The 17,249-nt window shown below is 35.2% G+C and carries 13 protein-coding genes; 4 read left to right on the top strand and 9 right to left on the bottom strand.

Annotated elements, in window-relative coordinates:
* Positions 1–4: 4 nt before the first annotated feature.
* From BUA98_RS07685 to BUA98_RS07670, 4 genes are all read right to left on the bottom strand, one after another.
* A complete protein-coding gene (locus tag BUA98_RS07685) occupies positions 5–2,299 on the bottom strand; it encodes a TonB-dependent siderophore receptor (RefSeq protein ID WP_072971023.1) in 2,295 nt (764 codons plus the stop codon).
* A gap of 28 nt (positions 2,300–2,327) precedes the next feature.
* The gene (locus BUA98_RS07680; protein WP_072971022.1) at positions 2,328–3,023 is read right to left on the bottom strand and encodes an ABC transporter ATP-binding protein; all 696 of its coding nucleotides are present in this window, start codon (positions 3,021–3,023) and stop codon (positions 2,328–2,330) included.
* Positions 3,024–3,291: 268 nt separating this feature from the next.
* A complete protein-coding gene (locus BUA98_RS07675) occupies positions 3,292–3,639 on the bottom strand; it encodes a hypothetical protein (protein ID WP_072971021.1) in 348 nt (115 codons plus the stop codon).
* A 125-nt stretch (positions 3,640–3,764) separates the two neighbouring features.
* Complete coding sequence (locus tag BUA98_RS07670; protein WP_072971020.1) at positions 3,765–4,199, bottom strand: DUF1810 domain-containing protein; 435 nt, start codon at positions 4,197–4,199, stop codon at positions 3,765–3,767.
* A 412-nt stretch (positions 4,200–4,611) separates the two neighbouring features.
* Here BUA98_RS07670 and BUA98_RS07665 point away from each other — a divergent pair, with 412 nt between their 5' ends.
* The 3 genes from BUA98_RS07665 to BUA98_RS07655 all read left to right on the top strand — a co-directional run bounded on the left by BUA98_RS07665 (position 4,612) and on the right by BUA98_RS07655 (position 7,376).
* A complete protein-coding gene (locus BUA98_RS07665; protein ID WP_072971019.1) occupies positions 4,612–5,361 on the top strand; it encodes a 4-hydroxy-tetrahydrodipicolinate reductase in 750 nt (249 codons plus the stop codon).
* Between the two features lie 241 nt (positions 5,362–5,602).
* A complete protein-coding gene (locus BUA98_RS07660) occupies positions 5,603–6,043 on the top strand; it encodes a MarR family winged helix-turn-helix transcriptional regulator (RefSeq protein ID WP_072971018.1) in 441 nt (146 codons plus the stop codon).
* Position 6,044: 1 nt separating this feature from the next.
* Positions 6,045–7,376 (top strand): S41 family peptidase, encoded by a 1,332-nt coding sequence (locus BUA98_RS07655; protein WP_072971017.1) that lies wholly within the window; start codon positions 6,045–6,047, stop codon positions 7,374–7,376.
* Positions 7,377–7,601: 225 nt separating this feature from the next.
* Here BUA98_RS07655 and BUA98_RS07650 read toward each other — a convergent pair whose 3' ends face one another.
* From BUA98_RS07650 to BUA98_RS07640, 3 genes are all read right to left on the bottom strand, one after another.
* Positions 7,602–8,348, bottom strand: a complete 747-nt coding sequence (locus tag BUA98_RS07650) for a succinate dehydrogenase/fumarate reductase iron-sulfur subunit (RefSeq protein WP_072971016.1) — start codon at positions 8,346–8,348, stop codon at positions 7,602–7,604.
* A 122-nt stretch (positions 8,349–8,470) separates the two neighbouring features.
* The gene (locus BUA98_RS07645) at positions 8,471–10,381 is read right to left on the bottom strand and encodes a fumarate reductase/succinate dehydrogenase flavoprotein subunit (protein ID WP_072971015.1); all 1,911 of its coding nucleotides are present in this window, start codon (positions 10,379–10,381) and stop codon (positions 8,471–8,473) included.
* A gap of 175 nt (positions 10,382–10,556) precedes the next feature.
* Positions 10,557–10,928 (bottom strand): winged helix-turn-helix transcriptional regulator, encoded by a 372-nt coding sequence (locus BUA98_RS07640; protein ID WP_072971014.1) that lies wholly within the window; start codon positions 10,926–10,928, stop codon positions 10,557–10,559.
* A gap of 107 nt (positions 10,929–11,035) precedes the next feature.
* Between BUA98_RS07640 and BUA98_RS07635 the strand changes: the two genes are divergently transcribed.
* Positions 11,036–11,647, top strand: coding sequence for an FMN-dependent NADH-azoreductase (locus tag BUA98_RS07635; RefSeq protein ID WP_072971013.1), 612 nt, complete (start codon positions 11,036–11,038; stop codon positions 11,645–11,647).
* A gap of 90 nt (positions 11,648–11,737) precedes the next feature.
* Here BUA98_RS07635 and BUA98_RS07630 read toward each other — a convergent pair whose 3' ends face one another.
* The gene (locus BUA98_RS07630) at positions 11,738–13,018 is read right to left on the bottom strand and encodes an acetyl-CoA C-acetyltransferase (protein WP_072971012.1); all 1,281 of its coding nucleotides are present in this window, start codon (positions 13,016–13,018) and stop codon (positions 11,738–11,740) included.
* Between the two features lie 152 nt (positions 13,019–13,170).
* Entirely contained in the window at positions 13,171–17,121 is a 3,951-nt protein-coding gene (locus BUA98_RS07625; protein ID WP_072971011.1) for a hybrid sensor histidine kinase/response regulator transcription factor, read from the bottom strand.
* Positions 17,122–17,249 lie beyond the last annotated feature (128 nt).

Raw genomic sequence — 17,249 nt, 5'->3', positions numbered from 1 at the left:
CCAATTAAAATTTATAAGTTACGGTCAGACTTGCGTTTCGTGGACTTCCTGGAAACAATCTCAAATAGTTTTGAGCACCTAACCAGTACGTTTTATTGAGCAAATTGCCCGCATTTACCGCAATCTGAATATTGCTATTATTTGGTTTATAATACAAAGCGGCGTCAAAAATCGTAAAATCAGGAAGTGTGAAATCTCTTGTAAACCAAGGCACTTTGCTGCTTTGATATTGCATACCAAAACCCACGCCCAGACCTTTTAAAGCAGTGTCTGAAGCAAAGTTGTAGCGTGTCCATAAATTGGCGCTATTTTTTGGTGTATTTTGTTTTCGTGCGCCAATTAAGGCCGGATTCTGATCATTGATTATTTCAGCGTCGATAAAACTGTACGAAGCATTTATTTGCCATTGCGGTGTAATATAACCGGCCAAATCACATTCAAAGCCACGGCTGCGTTCAGCGCCTCTTGTAACCAGTAAATCAGGATTAGCTGGATCATTAGCATTCATCAAAATATTACGTTGATTGATTTCGTATACTGCTGCATTGAAACTCATGGTATTATTAAGAAATACCGCTTTTAAGCCTACTTCTTTTAAATTGCTTTCCAATGGATCAAATAAACTTCCAGCTGGTAGACTGCCTGTTTGAGGCATCAAAGTAACCGTATTCGATTGTGGCTGATAACCTTCAAGATAAGTAGTATAAACGTTTATGGCTTTGTTTATGGCATAAGTGATACCAACTCTCGGCAGTAAAGCCGATTTCTTTACGGTCAATTCATTATTTGATTCGTAATTGGTAATATCTTCAAACCATTCCTGTCGCAGGCCTAGTAAAAAAGTAATTCTTTCCCATTGAATCTGGTCCTGAATATAAAGGGCATTTGTGGTGGTTAAAGCCGATGGCAAAGCAGTTCGAACATTTAAAGTATAATCGTCAGGACTTGTAATTTTATAAGACGGATTGTTTAAATTAAAATAATCTACATTGGGTTTGGGCATTATAATGCCATCGATAGTGGTAGTTTGATAATTATTGGCGTTTGCCAAAACAAATGAACCGGCTACAGTTCCGTCTTTTAGTAAATAACCACGGGCCGCATTTTGCCCGCCGCCCTTATTTTTGTTCCAACTGCTTAAATCATATCCGGTAAGGAGTTTATGATTCAGTTTTCCTGTTTTGAAATCAAAGTTAAAATAGGCGCTTAAATTGTCAACATCCCAATTTTGTTCGCGCTGTACAAACTGCATCATGGCCAGACTTGTTACCGGCTTATTATTCATATCAACTGCAAAAGCATTTGTGGTTCTGTGTTCCTGAAGATCCTCTGTCCAGGTTTGTTTCATGTAGGAAGCATTAAAACCAATCTTAGAATTGAATTTATGAGCAAAGTTGGTCATCAAAATCATTTCTTTTGATTTAAAAAAATCACTCGCAGCACCTAAATTTAAACTGATTGGCGTTTTGTTTAAATCGGTCTTTCCGGCAACGGCACCAAAAATGGGCTGCCCACGATCCAGATTTCCGTTCATACTGCTTAAAATCAACTCGGTATTAATAGCCGTTTTTTCATTCGGGATGTAACTGAAAGACGGCGATAGTAAAAACGATTTGTTGTTGACTAGGTCACGAAACGATTTGGCTTCCTGATAAGCACCATTTACACGATATAAAAGTGTTTTAGATTCATTTAATGGTCCTGTAAAATCTAATGTTCCGCGAAGTGTACTGAAACTTCCAACGCTCAGACTTACTTCTTTTCGGTCTGTTGTCAAAGGTTTTTTGGTAACCATATTAATGCTTCCGCCCGGATCTACAGAAGAAAAGGTAGCACTCGAAGGTCCTTTTATAACTTCTATACGTTCGATATTACTGGTCAAAGGTTGTAGAAAATAATATTGTCTGGTTCGCATTCCATTAATAATTTGGCCTTCTTCATTTTGACTTATACCGCGAATCGTATACTGATTGTAATAACTGGCAGGAATAACGCCACTAGCCATTTTTACGGCATCTGCCAAATAAAAGGCACCTTTATCTGCAATTAATTCTTTGGTAATTGTAGAAATAGACTGTGGAATATCTTTATTTAATGCTGCCGTTTTTGTCGCAGAAAAAGAATAGTCACTGTTGTATTTTCGTGTTGAACGACCCACGATCTCAACAGTTTGTAATTCATTTTTTTCCATTTTAATGGAATCCTGAGCAATGCTGTCTTTGACTTTTTTGCTGATATTTTGAGAATGCAGGTATTGTGCACTTATGAATACGAATAAAAAGGAAAGTAAATTTTTCATTTTAGGTTGATGGAAATTACTTTTCCTTTTAAACAGTTTGTAAATAAAGAGCTTCCAATTCATTTGCTGATATTTTCTCAGCCTCAATAATGGTAACGAGATTACCTTGTTTCATAATTCCAATATGCGTGGCAACCTCACGCGCCCTGAAAATGTCATGTGTAGCCATTAAAATAGCAGTTCCGTCAGCTGAAAGTTCTTTTAAGATTTGGGAGAATTCGTTAGAAGCTTTTGGGTCTAAACCACTGGTAGGTTCATCAAGTAAAAGAACCTTTGCTTTTTTGGCAATAGCAATAGCAATACCCACTTTCTGACGCATTCCTTTTGAATAACCGCCAAGAGGCTGTTGATGAGCCGTTGCTTGCAGTCCGGCTTTGCTCAGGAAATAAGTTAATTCTCCATTTGAATATTTAAATCCGGCCAAAGACGAGAAAAATTTCAGATTTTCCATGCCTGTAAGATTCGGATAAAGCATTACTGTTTCAGGAATATAGGCAACGAATTTTTTTGTTTCCTGAGCATTTTCAGCTACTGAAACACCATTAATTTCCAGTTCTCCACTAGTAGGCTCTATGAAACCCAGAAACAGATTGATGGTAGTGGTTTTTCCTGCTCCATTTTGACCTAAAAGAGCGAATATTTCTCCTTCTTTGATCGTTAGATTGAGTTTGTTAAGAGCGATTTGCTCGCCATATTTTTTTGTCAGATTCTCAGCTGTAAGCATAGTATTATGGATTTTAATTTTGGGTTTAATTTAAAATTAATCGCAAAATGACAGGAGTATTCTGTTAGTTAACAGTACTTTAGTGTTTGTTTTGCGAAAAAAAAAGATGATGTATTGCAGTTAAGGCAATAGCTTTATTTCAACATTAAAAAAATGCCGTTTTACACCTTATCGATAATTTTGATAAGAGCTATAAATACAGTTCTCTTTCATTCAGATGTAGAAAATGAACAAAGAAGTTGACTTTAATAAAATGTTGAAGTAATGCTTAAAGGGCAGGAGGTGCTCTTAATGCAAAAAGACTGCCTTTGAAGAAAGTTGAAACTGATTTTGTATATAGAAATACGCTAGAAGTTTCAATTTGTACTTTTTCAAAAGTTAAAGACTGAAAAGAATTCGGAATAAAAGTACTGAATGTAAAATGACAAATAGGGCATTTTGTATCAACAGAATGGCTGTGCGTTATTTCCTTTTGATTAGCACTGGTTTGATGTTCACAGTGCTTTTCTGTTAATTGTGTTAAAAGATGTTCGTAAGAATGGACCGTCTGAAACAGCATTGCGAACAATACTATTAGAGACATCAAAAAATTAATAATAATAACTTTCTTTTTCATTCTTTTTGGGAGAACTATGCGAATTACAGCAAACGCAACAGTGTTGCAAATATAGTTATCTTAATTAGAAACGAAAGAAAATCACTTTATCTTTTTGGAATTTTTAAGATAAGCTACCAATACTTTTACAGATTGCTGTACAATAATTGCAGGGTATGAAAGTCAGATGATCCGTCAAAATATTTATGTAGCGCCTCCTGAAATATGGGTTCCGAGTTTTGAATGCTGGCGAATAAAGTCAAACATGATTGTAATTTTTCATCATCAGGATTACCGAATATATCTGCTGCTGTTTTTTCCTCGTTTTTGATTAATTCTTCTGTGATTTCAATCAAATGTTTTCCAAGAATGGGATGTTCCAGAAAGGCTATCGCTTCATCGGCATTTTTAATTTCGTAGAATTTTGAGGTGTCACATGAGGCCATTCCTTTTATCTGCGGAAAAACAAACCACATCCATGGAGATTCTTTTTTACCTTTTTTAATTTCAGCAAGTGCAGAAAGGTACAATTTATTCTGCGCGTCTAAAAAACGCATTAATTCGTTGTTATTGTAGGCCATTATGTACTGATTTTGTTTGGGGCAATCAGGCCATAAAACTAATTAAAATTTGTTTAGTTGGACATTATGAAATCTTTTTTTTACCGTGGTTTTTCTAAAAATAGGATAATGAAAAATTAAGCACTTTTTACTCTGCTAAAATTGCGAATTCTTTATTTAAAGAAAGAAAATAATAGACGGGCAATTAATTCTAAAATCTGGAACCGAAAACATTTAGCACAATTATTCTGATTAACTCCACTTTTAATTGTTACAAATGCAACTTTTTACTAGTATTCCCGTGATAATATCTCTATTTTAGCGAGAGAGGATAATTATCAGCTTGGATAATAATTAAATTTTAGACTTGACAAAAACTTCAAAAAATGTCAATTTCTGTTAACGGGTATTTCGCCCAATAAAAAAATAAATTATGAAAATAGGACTAATCGGATTCGGAAAGACGGGAAAATCAGTAGCATCAATACTGCTGGAAAATAAAAAATTCTGCTTAGAGTGGGTTTTAAGACAAAGTACTGTTTTAGAACACAGATCGGTTCCGGAATTTTTCGGAATTCAGTCAGATGAACCCGGATTAATTTATTCCAGTTCCAAAACATCAATAGAAGAGCTTTTAGACAAACATCCGGTTGATGTCATTATCGATTTTTCTTCGAATGAAGGAATTTACGATTATGGAGAATTGGCAGCTACAAGGAATATTAAAATCATTTCGGCCATTTCTCATTATAAAGAAAAAGAACTTCAGTTATTAAAGAAATTATCCCTTAAAACCACTGTTTTTTGGTCACCGAATATTACACTTGGAGTAAATTATTTGCTTTTTGCTGCTAAGTTTTTGAAGAAAATAGCACCTTGGGTGGATATTGAAGTGAATGAAGAACATTTTAAAAAGAAAGAAGGGACTTCAGGAACAGCAATAAAAATTGCAGAAGCATTAGACGTTGAGAAAGAAAATATTAATTCAGTTAGGGCAGGAGGAATCGTGGGCAAACATGAAGTGATCTTCGGATTTCCTTATCAAACGGTTAGACTAATTCACGAGTCCATTTCAAGAGAAGCCTTTGGAAGCGGCGTTGTTTTTGTTGCCGAAAATCTAAAAGACAAACAAAAAGGATTGTATAATTTTGAAGATATTTTATCGCCTTATTTTGCTGTGTGATTTGTTGCGTAAGCGCTAAGACAGGAAGTTTTATAAGTTATTTTTTTTAAATCTCGCAAAGGCGCAGAGTCGCAAAGTTTATTTTCTGCGATGCTAAAACCCGACACGTTTATAAAAACATGTCGGGTTTTTATGTATGCGCTATTTCGATGAGAAAAATAATTGACTCAAATTTGTTTGATATATCAAATAAATAATTATATTTGATATATCAAACAAATTCAAGGTTAACTGATTTAATATGCAAAAGAAAACTCCAACCGGAACTGTACTTTATACTATAGAGCAGACCATAAAAGAATACAGGAAAATTTGCCAAAAGAACATACAAAAGGTTGTAGGCGATATTACAGTTGATCAATGCTTGGTGTTAATTATCTTAAATGATAATGCAGGAATACCTCAAATAGAAATTGCAAAATTAATTTTCAAAGACAATGCTTCTATTACAAGAATAATAGAGCTTATGGTGCAAAAAGATTATTTGACTAGAGAAGTAGATGAATCAGACAAAAGAAAATCTAAGCTTTTATTAACTGAGAAAGGTCAAAAGACGATTGTTTTATTGACTCCTATTTTTAAACTTAATCGAAAAACAGCACTTAGTGGATTAACTCTCGACGAAATCGAATTGCTTGACAAACTACTTCATAAAATAATTTCAAACTGTAAAACTTCATAAAATGAAAAACATTTTAACTTTAGCACTACTGCTATTATCAATTTGTACCTACTCGCAAAAAGACCTCATTACAAAGGATGTTACTTTAAATGAGATGCAAAAAAAGCAAATTATTGATTCGCTAACCCAAGAGCTTGAAGAATTTTATATAAGACCAAACGCTATTGCGGATATAAAGAAAAAACTTAATGAGAATTATAAAAAGGGAATCTATAAAAATATCATAAGTCCGAATGAATTTGCTTCTAAACTTTCAACTGACCTTTTAGAATTTAGTAAAGATTTACACTTTAGAGTAATGTATGATCCGGAATGGGTGGCAGATCAACAAAAAAAAGGAAATAAAGAGATACAACAAAAAATTAAGGCTCAAGAATTAACTGAGGCAAAAAAGAGAAATTTTGGCTTTCAGCAAACACGAATTCTTGAAGGAAACATTGGCTATTTAGAGTTTGATTATTTTGAAGATCCTGCAATAGCAAGTGAAACCGCTGCCGCTGCTATGCATTTTTTTGAGAATACAGATGCTTTAATAATAGATTTGCGTAAAAATAATGGGGGTGCTATGGAAATGGGCCAATTTATAAGCAGCTATTTTTACTCTGGTAAGGAATTACCTCTATACAAATATTATTACTATGAAAAAGGCAGAAAAAAAATAGAGCGCGAAATGTGGCTATTACCCTCTGTTCCGGGTAAACGCCTTGCTGATATAGATATTTATATTTTAACAAGCAATTCTACTTTTTCTGCGGCAGAATGGATGAGTTATTCGCTCCAAAATTTAAAACGTGTTACTATTGTAGGTGAAAAAACAGCCGGAGGAGCTCATCCTATTGATCGAAAAGTTTTACCAAACGGTTTTTCTGTAAATATACCTTTTGGAGAGGTTAAAGATCCTATTACTAATCAGGATTTTGAAGGAAAAGGAGTTATGCCAGATGTTTTATGCAAAAGTGAAGAAGCTGTAAACAGTTCTCATTTGCTGGCTTTGCAAAATTTGTCATTAAAAAATAAAGATTCAGTCGGCAACGATCTTGATTGGTTTATTCCAGTTGTTAAAAACAGACAAAAACCTTTAAATGTTGATCCTGAAATTTTAAAGTCGTATCAGGGTAAATTTGGAAAATCTGAGCTTGTATACGAAGACAGTAAGTTGTATTACAGGTGGAACAATATTGTTACTCTTTTAATGATTCCTTTAGAGCAAGACTTATTTATGTTTGATGGTGATAATGATTTCCGCATTAAAATTGTTTCAGAAAAAAACGAAATCACTGCTATTAAAAGAATTTATCCAGATGGTCAGGAAAGGCTTTATAAAAAAGAGTGAAATAGACAGTTTACGCAATTAGAAAACAAAGTTTTTTTAGTTTTAGACTTTAGCGCCTTTGCGCCTTTGCGTGAAATTTTATAAGTGAATAAAAAAACTGCTGAAATAATCGCGCAAAGGCGCAGAGTCGCAAAGTTTACTAATTTTCATCTTAGAATCTTAGAATCTTAGAATCTTAGAATCTTAGAATCTTAGAATCTTAGAATCTTAGAACCTTAGCACACCTCACTTTCTAAAAATCAAAGCTTTAGTATATTCAGCATTCATTTTTGCAATTGAGAGAATAGAAACTCCCTGCGGACATTCGATTTCGCAGGCTCTGGTGTCAGAACAATTTCCAAAACCTTCTGCATCCATTTGCTGTACCATAGTTAAAACCCTTTTTGAAGCTTCAATTTTTCCCTGTGGAAGCAAAGCTAAATGCGTGATTTTGGCACCTGTAAACAAAGCTGCGCTGGCATTTTTACAAGTTGCGACACAGGCTCCGCAACCAATACAAGCAGCAGCATCAAAAGAAGCTTCGGCAGTTTCGTAAGAGATCGGAATACTGTTGGCTTCCGGCGCCTGACCGGTTGAAGCGCCTATAAATCCACCAGCGGTGATGATTTTATCAAAAGCACTTCTGTCGATTTTTAAATCTCTTAAAACGGGGAAGGCTTTTGCACGAAAAGGTTCAATATAGATCGTGTCGCCATCTTTAAAACTTCGCATATGAAGTTGGCAGGTTGTGGTGTTTTTTAAAGGTCCGTGCGCTCTTCCGTCAATCATAATGCCGCATTGCCCACAAATTCCTTCTCTGCAGTCATGATCAAATTCGATGACCCGTTCTTTTTTGTGAATCAGGGATTCGTTCAAAAGATCCAGCATTTCAAGGAAAGACATATGCTCTGAAACGTTGTCTATTTCATAATCTACCATTTCTCCTTTGGAAGAAGTATCAAATTGACGCCATATTTTAAGATATAATTTCATAGCTGATTATTAATTGTAAATTGTTAATTATGAATTGTTAATTATGAATTGCTTGTAAGTTGTAAAATAGAGCTTATGGATTGTTAACTAATAATCTACAATTAACAATTCACAATTCACAATTACTTATAGCTTCGTATTGCAAGTTCAACAGATTCAAAGATAAGAGGCTCTTTATGTAGTTCTGGAAGCTGTTCTTTTCCTTTCCATTCCCAAGCCGATACATAACAGAAATCGGCATCATTTCGAACGGCTTCACCATCAGCCGTTTGATATTCTTCTCTAAAATGAGCACCACAGGATTCTTCGCGCTGTAGTGCATCATGACACATTAATTCGGCTAATTCAATATAATCGGCAATTCTTCCGGCTTTTTCTAATTCGCTGTTGAGTTTATCGTCACCGGTAATGAGCAAGTCTTTTTCAAAAGAAGCCTTCAGTATTTTAATTTCTTCAAGTGCTTCTTCGAGTTTTTCTTTACTTCTTGAGAGTCCGCATTTTTCATATAATAAGCGGCCAATTTTTTTATGAAAATAATCGGTTGAAAGTGTTCCTTTACTACTCAAAAAGCGGTTTAATTGTGATTGTACTGTTTTTTCAGCTTCTTCAAAAGCGGGATGAGACGTATCAATTTTTGGGGCGTTTAATTCCCCTGATAAATAATTCGGAATGGTGTAGGGTGCAATAAAATAACCATCAACACAAGCCTGAAGAAGTGAATTTGCCCCAAGACGATTAGCGCCGTGATCAGCAAAATTGGCTTCTCCCAAGGCAAATAAACCTGGAATAGTAGTCATCAACTCATAGTCAACCCAAAGTCCACCCATCGTAAAATGTGCTGAAGGGGAAATCAGCATCGGTTCTTTGTAAGCGTTGATTCCGGTAATTTTCTCATACATCGCAAAAAGATTGCTGTATTTGGCTTCGATTTTATCTTTTCCCTGCGCTTTTATGGCATCTGAAAAATCAAGATAAATGGCATTTTTCATTGGTCCGACGCCATGTCCGGCATCTATTTGCTCTTTTGCAGCTCTTGACGAAATGTCTCTTGGTGCCAGATTTCCAAAAGAAGGATATTTGCGTTCGAGATAATAATCACGCTCTTCTTCCGGAATTATATTCGGATTTCGGTCGTCAGCGACTGTTTTTGGTACCCAGATTCGGCCGTCATTTCGCAAAGATTCCGACATTAAAGTCAATTTCGACTGATTTTCTCCATGTTGAGGAAGTGAAGTAGGGTGGAACTGAATCCAGCTAACACCAGCCATAAAAGCGCCTTTTTTATGAGCGCGCCAGATCGCCGAACTATTGCAACCCATTGCCAATGTAGAAAGATAATAAACCTTGCCATAACCTCCGGAAGCCAAAACAACGGCGTCTGCTGCATGGCGTTCAATCGCTCCGGTTTCCAGATTTCTGGCAATTATTCCTTTTGCTTTTCCGTCAATAACAACTAATTCAAGCATTTCGTGACGGGTATTCAAATCAACTTTTCCTAATGAAACCTGACGTAATAATGCCTGATAAGCACCAAGCAAAAGTTGTTGTCCCGTTTGCCCACGGGCATAAAAGGTTCTCGAAACCTGAACACCACCAAAAGACCTGTTATTCAAATATCCGGCATATTCTCTGGCAAAGGGTACGCCTTGGGCCACAGCATGATCAATAAGATGTGCGGAACATTCTGCCAAACGGTAGACATTTGCTTCTCTCGATCTAAAATCGCCACCTTTTATGGTGTCATAAAACATTCGGAAAGTGCTGTCGCCGTCATTTTTGTAGTTTTTGGCGGCATTAACGCCACCTTGTGCAGCTACAGAATGGGCTCTTCTGGCAGAATCCTGAAAACAAAATGATTTGATATTATAACCTTGTTCAGCCAAAGATGCCGCACAGGAAGCTCCGGCAAGTCCGGTTCCAACGACAATAATATTTAGTTTTTTTCGGTTGGCCGGATTTACAAGTTTTGCTTTTGCCTTATAATGGCTCCATTTTTCAGCTAGTGGACCTTCGGGTATTTTTGAGTCAATCATTTATATTGGATTTAAAATGAATTCATACAAAAGCTCTAAAAACTGTGTCAGTTTTTGGGTACACTAATTTAGTATAAAATATTGATTTACATATAAATAAAAACCGATTCTTTATGAATCGGTTCTTGAATTTTTTATTAAAGAAGAGTGCTAATTAATTTTATTTTCAAAAGAATTATTTTCCAATAATTTCCTTACGATGTAAGGTGCCCCATTCATTTAATGCTCCAATAACATCATATAAAGTGTGGCTGTGTGGCGTTCTTGCGTATTCAACAGTTGGCGGAAAAGTATCATAAACGGTTCTGGTGACCAATTTGTTTACCTCAAGATCTTTAAGTTCTTTCGAAAGCATTTTATCTGTAATTCCGTTTATATCTTTAGAAATCTCCTTAAATCGTTTAGGTCGGTTTGATAATGCAATCAAAATGGGCAATTTCCATCGGCCGCTTAAAACTTCTAGTGCATCTCTTACCGGTAATAATGCTGCAAGGCACTCTTCTGGTTCTCCGCACTTTTCTTTTTTTATTTCGCTGCTTGTTTTCATATTTATCCTGTTACTATCCTCAAGGATAGCGCTATCCTTGAGGATAGTACTATAAAAGAGATAGCAAATGTAGATAAGTTTGTATCATAAACAAAATAAATACAATCATGAGTAAAAGAATTCTGAATATAGTAACGAGCATCAAAGGAGATGCTTCGTTTAGTAATAAATTATCCAATGCTATTCTGGAGAAACTGAAAGCAGAACACAATGAAATTCAGGTACAAACACTTGACCTTTCAAAAACGCCTTTGCCTTATTTGACTGATCTGCATATAAGTGCAATTTATGTCCCTGCAGAACTTCATACAGAACCGCAAAAAGACGCTCTTAAATATTCAGATGCAGCAGTAAAAGATCTTTTAGAAGCGGATATTATTGTAATTGGTGTACCGCTTTATAATTTTGGAATTCCGGCAGTCTTAAAAGGCTGGATTGATCAGGTGGCAAGGGCAGGGAAAACTTTTAGTTACGATGAGAATGGTCCAAAAGGGCTATTAACTGACAAAAAAGTGTTTTTATCTATTGCTTCCGGAGCTATATTTTCAGAAGGACCTTATAAAAGTTATGATTTCTCAGAATCGTATTTACGCACAGTATTAGGCTTTTTAGGAATTACAGATATTACTACTTTTCGTGTAGAGGGAACTGCGATTCCTGATTTTGCTGAGAATGCTTTGCCGAAGGCATTGGCGAATGTTGAGGAGTTTGCCTTTTAATTTTTGATGACAGAATTTAGATCTTAAAATCTTTGTCAAAGTTTTAAACTTTGACAAAGATAATTGTGGTGTTAAAAGTATTTGAAAATATTATTTTTCAATAATCATTGTAATTCCCTGTCCACCAGCGGCGCAAATTGAAATCAATCCTCTTCCGGAACCTTTTTCGTTTAATAATTTTGCCATAACACCAATGATTCTGCCACCTGTTGCCGCGAACGGATGAGCGGCTGCCAAACTGCTTCCTTTTACATTCAGTTTTTCTCTATCAATTGCACCAAGTGGTTTCTTTAAACCTATTTGTGCACTTAATTCCGGACTTTCCCAAATTTTTAAAGTGGCTAAAACCTGTGCTGCAAAAGCTTCGTGAATTTCATAATAATCGAAATCCTGCAGCTTTAATCCGGCTTTTTCCAACATTCTGCTTGCAGCAAATAAGGGCGCCAATAAAAGATTCTGTTGATTTTTGACATATTCAATAGCGGCAACTTCAGCGAAAGTAATGTAAGCTAAAATTGGCAGTCCACGTTCTTTTGCCCATTCTTCGCTGGCTAAAAGTATGCACGAAGCACCATCAGTAAGGGGTGTTGAATTTCCGGCTGTTAAAGTTCCGTTTACTTTATCAAATGCAGGTTTTAAAGACGCTAATTTTTCAATTGTGCTGTCTTTTCTCAGATTATTGTCTGTGTCTAATCCGTTGAAAGGCGTGATCATATCATCAAAAAAGCCTTCTTCATACGCTTTAGCCATATTCAAATGACTTTTAAGCGCCAAGTTATCCTGATCTTCTCTTGCTATTTTATAATGTTTAGCCGTGATTTCGGTATGACCTCCCATAGAAAGTCCAGTTTGTGATTCTTCATTTCGGGGAACTAAAGGCGTTAAATCGGCTGGACGAAGTTTCAAAAACGTTTTGATTTTTTCTCCCAATGATTTCGCTTGTCGGGCGTTCAATAAGATTTTTCGAAGTTTTTCACTAACGGCAATCGGCATATCGCTGATGGAATCAACTCCACCGGCAATTCCGGATTCAATTTGTCCTAATGCAATTTTATTGGCAACATAAATAGCACTTTCAATTCCGGTATCGCAGGCTTGCTGTAAATCACAGGCTGGAGTTGCAGGATCAAGAGACGTTTTCATCACACATTCTCTGATCAAATTGCTGTCATATACATGTTTGATGACAGCACCACCAACTACTTCGCCTAATAATTGCCCTTTTAAATTGTATTTATCAATAAGGCCGTTTAAGGCTGCCGTCATCATTTCCTGGTTTCCAACATTAGCATAAGCGGTATTGGCTCGTGCAAACGGAATTCGGTTATACCCCACAATGGCGACTTTTCTAATTGTATTGCTATTATTCATCTTAGAACTGGATTTGTTTTGAAGATTAAAGATAAGCAGAGTTTTTTAATTTAGATAAATTCCAATTTTTTAAAATTCCAAATTCCATAATAAAAAAGAAATTTAAGTTCGAAGTTTTGGAATTTGGAATTTCAAATTTGGGATTTAATTTTTTACTTATTCATCGCAATATAATCTGAAGGTGACATCGAAAAATGCTTTTGAAAATTTCTACCAAAGCTTGTTTGCGATTTATAACCGACCATTTCGGCGATTTCATACATTTTGTAGTTTTCATTTAATAGTAACTCTGCGGCTCTTTTTAAACGTACAATATTGATTAGTTCATTCGGACTTAAATTCGAAATATCCTTAATTTTTCGGTATAAGGTCGAACGGCTCATGTTCATGATTTCTGCTAATGATTCAACACTCAAATCCGGATCTGTGATGTTTTTCAGGATTTCATCGTCGAGTTTTTTCAGGAATTTTTCATCTGTTTTATTGTGCGCAATACTTTTGATGTGCGAAAGCGGAGAACTTGCATAATAGTTCATAATCTGTTTTCTGTTTTCAATCAGATTATTTACCTGAACTTTTAAATAATCCATTGAGAATGGTTTTGCGATGTAAGCATCGGCGCCCACTTCTAGACCATCAATTTGTGATTTCAGGGAGTTTTTAGCCGTCAATAAAATTACTGGAATATGACTGGTTTCCAGATTCGTTTTAATCTCTTTACACATGGTAATTCCGTCCATAACCGGCATGGAGACATCGCTGATAACCAGTTGTATATTTTGATTATGAATGATTTTCAATGCGTTTTCGCCATTATCTGCTTTCAAAATAGTGTACGTTGAGGATAATTCAGAAGTGATAAAATTTAATAAATCTTCATTGTCTTCCACCACTAAAATTTGTGCTTTTTCATTTTTGGATTCTGTTTCGATTTTTTCAATTTTAGTCTGAACTTCTTCTTTTTCAGAATCGGTATACAACATAAATTCTTCTTTTTGATGGAGCGGCACAATCAGTTCAAAAACATTGAGTTCTGAATCCGGAATCAATTGTAGGTTTCCATTGTGTAATTGTGTCAGCGAATGTGCCAGGGAAAGCCCAATTCCGGTTCCGGAAGTCGAATCCATATTATCCACTCTGAAAAAGGGTTCGAAAATCTTGTCCTTTAGCTGAAACGGAATCAAATTTCCGTCGTTTTTAACTACCAAAGTCAATTTTTTGTCATCTCTGAATAAAGAGATAGAAACCTTGTCTTTAGAATATTTTATGGCGTTACTAATCAAATTGCTCAGGATTTTTTTGAAGGCTTCTTTATCCACAAAAGCAAAAATGTCCTTTTCTCCTAAATTAAGTTCAAAATCAATTCCTTTTTCCTCAATTAGCGGACTGAATCTCAAATGTAAATTGCGAACCTGAGATGAGATATTGGCTTCCACGAAAGTAAGTTTCAATCCGCCAATTTCTGATTTTCTAAAGTCTAATAATTCATTTACCAATTTCAATAATCGCGAAGTATTTTTCTTCATTATAGAAAGATTCTGAGGCACTTCAGGCGACTGATGTTCCATCACTAAAAGTTTTTCGAGTGGTCCTTTTATAAGCGTCAAAGGCGTTCTAATTTCGTGCGCTACATTGGTGAAAAAGTCAATTTTAGCCTGATAGATTTCTTTTTCTTTTTCGTCATTCAGATGTTTTATTTTGCGATTATTTTTAATCTGTGTTAAATTTTGAGAATAACGGATGATATAATAAAACGAGCCGCAAATCAGCAGAAAATAGAAAAAATAAGCGTAGGAACTCGCCCAAAATGGTGGCAGAATTACAATTTTCAGTTTCACTTCTTTACTCCAGACACCAAAACTGTTTAGTGATTTTACTTTAAAAACATAATCGCCCGGAGCCAGTTCCGTGAAGAAGACTTTGTTGTTTCTTTCGAGATATACCCAGTCATTGTTGACTGTTTCAAGTTTATACCAGTATTCTGTAAGTTCAGGGGCAGTAAAATTTAAAGAAGCGAATTCAAGATTAAACGAAGATTGATCGTTGTTCAGTTCGAGTTCATCAAGATGCGAAATAGATTGTTTTATAGGTGAATCATTTTCATTGGCGTCAATATCTTTATTGTGGATCTGAAGATTCGTGATGAACATCGAAGGTGTATACTTGTTTTTAGTAAAATTCTTCGGATTGAAACTGATCATTCCGTTTAGATTTCCAAAATACATATCGCCATTGGTATCTCTAAAAGCCGAACTATAATTAAACTGATCACTCAATAAACCATTTGCGGTAGTGTAGATTTTTATTTTTTTGTGATTCGGATTAAATTTTACTAAACCTTTCGAAGTGGTTAACCATAAATTCTTTTCTCCATCTTCTAAAATAGAATAAACCACACTGCTCGGAAGTCCATTTTTTGTAGTGAATTTTTTGAAAGTTCTTGTTTTCTTATTAGATAAATTCAAACCATTTTCGGTAGCAAACCATAAGTTTTTATGACTGTCTTCAAAAATCGAATTGATAGAATTGTTGCTGATACCGTCCGGATTTTTATAATCATAGATAAAAACCTCTTTTTTATGTGTTTTGGAATTGTAGAAAAACAAACCATCCCTATAACTTCCTGCCCAGTAATTTCCATCACTATCTTCTTTAAAAATAGTATAATGAGTAGTCTCGGGAAACATTTTTAAGATGTCAAAATTGTCGTTTTGTTCGTTATAACGGTATATTCCCATGGTGGTAACGACCATTAAATCTTTGTTTTTTGTTTCGCCAAAAGAAAAAATAAAGTTACTTCTCAAACCTGTTGACGGATCATTGGCACTGTAATGTTTGATAACTAAACCTGATTTTCGGTCTAAAACATCTAATCCGTGCTCAAAAGTTCCAACCCAGATTTTATCTTTTCTAGGCAATAAAGCATGAATATTATAATAAGAAACGCTGCTTTTGCTTCCGTTGGGCAAATACGAAGTAAATTTTCCTGTTCTAGGATTAAAACGATTTAAACCGGCATCTTCAGTACCAATCCAAAAATCGCCGGCGTCATCTTTGTGAATTTCCCTAACAGCGCTTCCTGTGATGGAATTTTGATTTTTCTGGGGGAAATATTTCTTGAACTGCGTGTATTGTTTTTGATGATAGTTGATTCCGCCAAAATAAGTACCAATCCAGATTCCGTTTTCTTTATCGATCGTAATTGAGTAGGCTGCATTGTCTGAAATCGCATACGGATCGTTGTAGTTTTTTTTGAGATTGACGCTTGTTTTTGTTTTAAGATTATAAACGTACACACCAGATTCACTGGCTATCCAAAGTTCTTCGTTTCCTTTTCTTCTGAACTGACGCACAAAAACAGGCTCTTTGGTACTGAATTTTAAATCAGAAGTCGTTTTGTTTTTTCTATTATATAGTAGTACACCGTGATCTTGTGTTCCAATTAGAATATTTTCGGGATCTAAGGCGTAAATTGTGGTGATTCTAAAATTAGCCTTATTAGATGGTGGCGTTAAAACGATATTTTCAAACGACAAACTTTCCTCAGAATAATGATATATTTTGTTCAGGGAAGAAGCCCAAATTTCGCCTTTTGAATCTCTTGCGATTGAGGTTGCCACAAAATATTTGTTAGGACTAAAAGTTTTGGTTTCTTTTTTGGATGGCGCGTATTTGTACAATATATTGCCTGAAATAAACCAAATATTTCCCTTTTGATCATGATTAATATCGTTGATTCGGTCATTTATGGCCTCATTCAGAACTGTAAAATGATCTGTTTTTTTATCGTACTGATACAAACCTTTATCAGTTCCCACCCAAATAGCTCCCTGAAAGGCATGCAACGACTGAACATAATTGCTTCCAAGACTATGTATGGGATCATTTTGACTTCTATACGTTTTAAAATGATAGCCGTCGAACCTGTTTAAACCATCTTTGGTTCCAAACCACATAAAGCCGTCTTCATCCTGAATAGAGGTAATAACGGTGTTGTTAGAAAGCCCTTCTTCAACCTGAAAATGTTTAAAATAATATTCCTGTGCGTGAATAAAATTTGTCAAAAAAAATGAAAAAAATAGTAAAAGAAAGAATTTACGCATTGTTATAATTTTTATTTAAAAAACAGGCTTCAGCAAATCGTCTCAATCTTATTCCAAATGTTGCAAGAATTTTATTTTTAGTCAAAATTGATACAATTTGAATCATTTGAGAGAGATATTGACACAAA

The organism is Flavobacterium saccharophilum (assembly GCF_900142735.1).
Lineage (GTDB): Bacteria > Bacteroidota > Bacteroidia > Flavobacteriales > Flavobacteriaceae > Flavobacterium > Flavobacterium saccharophilum.
This window is presented reverse-complemented; position numbering and strand designations above follow the sequence as displayed.

Coding starts and splice junctions, on each gene's coding strand:
- BUA98_RS07685 (WP_072971023.1), bottom strand. CDS start 2,299: ATGAAAAATTTACTTTCCTTTTTATTCGTATTCATAAGTGCACAATAC.
- BUA98_RS07680 (WP_072971022.1), bottom strand. CDS start 3,023: ATGCTTACAGCTGAGAATCTGACAAAAAAATATGGCGAGCAAATCGCT.
- BUA98_RS07675 (WP_072971021.1), bottom strand. CDS start 3,639: ATGAAAAAGAAAGTTATTATTATTAATTTTTTGATGTCTCTAATAGTA.
- BUA98_RS07670 (WP_072971020.1), bottom strand. CDS start 4,199: ATGGCCTACAATAACAACGAATTAATGCGTTTTTTAGACGCGCAGAAT.
- BUA98_RS07665 (WP_072971019.1), top strand. CDS start 4,612: ATGAAAATAGGACTAATCGGATTCGGAAAGACGGGAAAATCAGTAGCA.
- BUA98_RS07660 (WP_072971018.1), top strand. CDS start 5,603: ATGCAAAAGAAAACTCCAACCGGAACTGTACTTTATACTATAGAGCAG.
- BUA98_RS07655 (WP_072971017.1), top strand. CDS start 6,045: ATGAAAAACATTTTAACTTTAGCACTACTGCTATTATCAATTTGTACC.
- BUA98_RS07650 (WP_072971016.1), bottom strand. CDS start 8,348: ATGAAATTATATCTTAAAATATGGCGTCAATTTGATACTTCTTCCAAA.
- BUA98_RS07645 (WP_072971015.1), bottom strand. CDS start 10,381: ATGATTGACTCAAAAATACCCGAAGGTCCACTAGCTGAAAAATGGAGC.
- BUA98_RS07640 (WP_072971014.1), bottom strand. CDS start 10,928: ATGAAAACAAGCAGCGAAATAAAAAAAGAAAAGTGCGGAGAACCAGAA.
- BUA98_RS07635 (WP_072971013.1), top strand. CDS start 11,036: ATGAGTAAAAGAATTCTGAATATAGTAACGAGCATCAAAGGAGATGCT.
- BUA98_RS07630 (WP_072971012.1), bottom strand. CDS start 13,018: ATGAATAATAGCAATACAATTAGAAAAGTCGCCATTGTGGGGTATAAC.
- BUA98_RS07625 (WP_072971011.1), bottom strand. CDS start 17,121: ATGCGTAAATTCTTTCTTTTACTATTTTTTTCATTTTTTTTGACAAAT.